The following is a 3,731-nucleotide window of genomic DNA, read 5'->3' as shown; positions in this document are numbered from 1 at the left end:
AAGGGAAAGGGTGGACGACTTTTACGCCGCCCGCAGCAGCTCCATGCCGCCGCTTCCGTGGCCTAATTTCTCACTGCCGTTCTCACCGGCGGGATCAGCCGCACCTCGTGGCCCAGCTTCGCAATTTCCCGACCCCAGAAGTGTGCGCTGGAACAGGCCTCCATCGCCACAACACAGCGGGATTGCCGACTGAAGAACTCGAGCACCTGTCCCCGCCGCAGCCGCTTGCGGAGCACCGGCCGGCCGAGCGCATCGGCGCCGTGGACCTGAAACACATGCTTCGCGAGATCGAGCCCGATCATGCCAACTTCGCTCATCAACGCCTCCAAAGTGGATCAAAACAAACCCACCATGGCACGAAGAGACCGTCGGGGGGCGTCTACAGCATCAGAGCGAGCAAGCGGCCCTGACGGGATCCAGGGATGTAAATACCGCAGCCACGGCAAGCATGGACAAACGGACCGGGCCAGCATCTCCTCACCACCCATAATGGAGAGGGAAAACCATGCCGCGTGAGGTTACCATAACGGCCTGCCAGTATCTGGTGCGGGAAATCAGCAGCTTCGAGGACATGGCGGCGCGGGTCCGCGCGCTTCTGGACCAGGCAGGCGGCTCGGACATCGCGATCTTTCCCGAACTGTTCACCATCGAGCTTTTCACGACGCTGCCCGCGTGGCGGGACCGACCCCTTGCCGAGCTGTTCAGGATCGCTGAGCACACCGAGGCCTATCACGAGCTTTTCCGGTCGGAGGCCAAGCGCCGAGGCCAGTTCATCGCCGCAGGCTCGCATCTCGAAGAGGTGTCGGCAGGACGGTACGAGAACATCGCCCATCTCTTCGGGCCGAATGGAGAGCATTACAGCCATTCAAAGACCCACATCTTCCCTGCCGAGGCGAACTGGTCCACCTCTGAGGGCGACAGGATGGAGGCCTTTCAATTGCCCTTCGCAAAGGTGGGCTTCAACATCTGCTATGAAGCCGAGATCCCCGAATGTGCGGCCGCGCTTGCCGAACAGGGGGTCGAGCTGATCCTGACGCCCTCGGCCACCTTTACCGAACAGGGCTTCTGGCGCGTGAGGCATTGCGCCCAGTCGCGCTGCATCGAAAACCAGGTGTACCAGGTCCATTGCTGCCTTGGCGGACAGCCTGGCGCTCCCCTGCCCAACGGATGGGCGCGCAGCTCCATCCTGGGTCCCTGCGACATGGCCTGGGACAATCCGGCAGGCATCATCGCGGAAGCACAAAGCAACGTGGAAATGGCGGTCACCGGCACGATCAACCTCGATCTGCTCCACGAGAACCGCGCAAGCGGTGCCGCCACGACCTTCAAGGATCGTCGCCGTCGGGCTAGGCTTTACCGCAACTGGCCGTCGCATCTTTGACGCTGATGGCTGGACCAGGTGTATCCCAATATGGCGGAGGACAAAGGATTGCGCTCAGTTGGGGCATTGGGTCCGACGCTTATTCATACCGTGGCTTTGGGTTCAACCGGCCGTCATCTTGGGAGGCGTACTATCCTGATGAGCCCTCTCTTGTCACCGAAGGCCATGCCGTTCCAGGAACGCCAGCACGGCTTTGGCGATCTGACGGGCGGCATTAGCCTCGAGATGGAGGTGATGGTCGCCGGCAAGCTGGAGTTTCTCGTAGTTCGAGACAAGGTTTTCAGCCCGTCGCACCAGACCGGCAAACTTGGGGCAGGACTGCAGGATACCCTTGGTGGCCCAGACGTTCAGGATCGGACACCGGATCGCCTGCAACACATCCACGACCTGGCTCTGCGTCAGCTTGATGGCGGAACTGGCAAACAGCCGTGGATCACCGCGCATCCGGAACCCCTCAGGCGTTTCCTCAAGGGCCCGGCCGGCAAGCGCCTCTGCAGTCCCAACGGAATTGCCCTGCTTCACACGGCGGGTGATGTAGGCACCCCGGTCCTTGAAGATCCTCGCTGGACGCTCGGCTTGGCTACGCGTCTGCTGGAAGAACGCCCGCAGCGTGGCAACGACGCTATCTTTGGTGGGCTCTGGCACCAGTGAGTCCAAGGCGACAAAGGCCCGGGCCCTTTCGGGCAGCGCTGCTGCAAGCAGCGCAGAGATGTTTGCGCCGCGGGAATGACCAAGAAGAACGCAATCCTGCCAGCCAAGCTGATCCAGCAAGCCGACGATCTGAGGAAGATCATCCCAGATGTTGTATGTGGCATGGGCTGCGCGATGGCTGCTGTGGCCCTGTCCGCTCAGGTCCAGGGCCACCACATGGCAGCCGTGCAGGAGCGGCGCCAGGATCTGGAAGCTGCCAGCATGGTCCATCCATCCATGCAGCGCCAGCACAGGCGTTCCGTCCTCCGGTCCCCACGCAAGTCCGGACAAGGGAAGGTCATCTATCACCCAGTAACGCTCTCGGGGGTTTGTCATGCTCTCTCTTGATGGCTGCATTCTGCAATCTGACGGGGCCACCAGCTCCAGCATCTGGTGGATCGGATTGCCTGACCAGGCTACGGCCGCAACAGCAGGTTTCGAATCAGAAACAGCCGACGTGGAGCGGCGTATGTCCGCAGGTGTGGGCTCACGCGGACAACCTTAGCCGTATGGGACGAAACCGCAATCGAGCGGCATTGAACCATGGGCCGCCATGTGCGGGCGAAACTGCTACGGATGCAGGTCATGGCGCCGGCAAGTCAGGGCCAGCCTTGTTCCTTGCAGAGACTTTGGGATCAAGGCCTTCGTAAATCGTCCACGCAGTACGGGTATTATGGAATACGAGCTTGTAGCCTTCTTACAGGCTCCGTGGGGTGTGACTTGCTCGCGGGATCGGCGCTCGTGGCCAGCAGTGTCATGTTCACGGTGGCATGCAGCTGCCGTGTCTCTGCCCCAAGCTGTGATCGGACTACCCTTCAAGCGGCAACAGCCGCTCTTTCTCAGCTTTCACGCCCTTCTTCTTGAGCGACGCTGCCTAGTCGGCAGCGAAACAGCATAAGAGCCCGTCCCCACCCGTGCCCTGCAGCGCAAGGATGTCGCAGCCGCGGGAGGTATGGGGGAATTTCACGACATCGTCGCTATAAATTCGTCCCGCCTCAATTGGTCATGGTTGCCTACCAAGGCCGAACCTTCACTTCCGCCCGGAGGAACGATGCTTTGCTGCGACAGTTGCTTCTCGAAATGGGAAAGGAGCTGAAGATGTCCGATAAAGACAAAAGCATGGAAGAGGATCTGGAGAAGGATCAGACCACGCGTCCTTCGCTGACAAAGGGCGACCAACCCATCAAGCCATCTGGCACCGCACGCCAGCCTACGTTCGACCGCAACACCGGCCGTGGTTCCGCCAGCGACGATCCAACCGAGTAGCGCCGCAGCGTCACCTTCTGCTGCCGCGAGATGTTCATCAAAGCTGGGCACAGGTGAAGCGGAGCGGGAAGATGCGCCTTTGAGGCATTCGATATGGATAGTGCGCTGCCAATGAAGGTTATCGCTGAGGTGTTCAGCTATGCGCATGTCCTTGACGACCTGGTCGTCACTGGAAAGAACAGGCAATCGAGATGATGTCCGAAAGGAAGCCCTATGAAATTCCGTTTCCCCGTAGTCATCATCGATGAAGACTTTCGGTCCGAAAACACGTCGGGGCTAGGCATTCGCGGCTTGGCCGAGGCCATTGAGGCTGAGGGTTTCGAGGTGTTGGGTGCGACCAGCTATGGCGACCTGTCAAAATTTGCCCAGCAGCAAAGCCGTGCAAGCGCCTTCG

At 60.5% G+C, this 3,731-nt stretch carries 4 protein-coding genes and 1 pseudogene; 3 read left to right on the top strand and 2 right to left on the bottom strand.

All coding sequences use genetic code 11. From position 1 onward, the window contains the following. Nucleotides 1-86 precede the first annotated feature (86 nt). A pseudogene (locus tag RAH32_RS21285) lies at nt 87-317 on the bottom strand (IS110 family transposase); the annotation flags it as partial. Between the two features lie 188 nt (nt 318-505). Between RAH32_RS21285 and RAH32_RS21280 the strand changes: the two are divergent. Continuing rightward, nucleotides 506-1,381, top strand: coding sequence for a carbon-nitrogen hydrolase family protein (locus RAH32_RS21280; protein ID WP_306610389.1), 876 nt, complete (start codon nt 506-508; stop codon nt 1,379-1,381). Nucleotides 1,382-1,534: 153 nt separating this feature from the next. Here the strand turns inward: RAH32_RS21280 and RAH32_RS21275 are convergent, their stop codons facing one another. Further along, on the bottom strand, nt 1,535-2,323 hold the full coding sequence (locus RAH32_RS21275) for an alpha/beta fold hydrolase (RefSeq protein WP_306610388.1): 789 nt from the start codon (nt 2,321-2,323) through the stop codon (nt 1,535-1,537). Nucleotides 2,324-3,169: 846 nt separating this feature from the next. Here RAH32_RS21275 and RAH32_RS21270 point away from each other — a divergent pair. Next, nucleotides 3,170-3,337: a hypothetical protein gene (locus tag RAH32_RS21270; protein WP_158248066.1), complete on the top strand. Its 168-nt coding sequence runs from the start codon at nt 3,170-3,172 to the stop codon at nt 3,335-3,337. Nucleotides 3,338-3,550: 213 nt separating this feature from the next. Continuing rightward, nucleotides 3,551-3,731, top strand: a 181-nt coding sequence (locus RAH32_RS21265) for an Orn/Lys/Arg decarboxylase N-terminal domain-containing protein (protein ID WP_306610387.1), incomplete at its 3' end; no start/stop codon positions are given.

The sequence above is a fragment of the Paracoccus yibinensis genome, assembly GCF_030846195.1.
GTDB lineage: Bacteria > Pseudomonadota > Alphaproteobacteria > Rhodobacterales > Rhodobacteraceae > Paracoccus > Paracoccus yibinensis.
The sequence above is the reverse complement of the archived record's forward strand: the minus strand, read 5'-3'. Positions and strand labels throughout refer to the sequence as shown.

Coding starts and splice junctions, on each gene's coding strand:
- RAH32_RS21270 (WP_158248066.1), top strand. CDS start 3,170: ATGTCCGATAAAGACAAAAGCATGGAAGAGGATCTGGAGAAGGATCAG.
- RAH32_RS21280 (WP_306610389.1), top strand. CDS start 506: ATGCCGCGTGAGGTTACCATAACGGCCTGCCAGTATCTGGTGCGGGAA.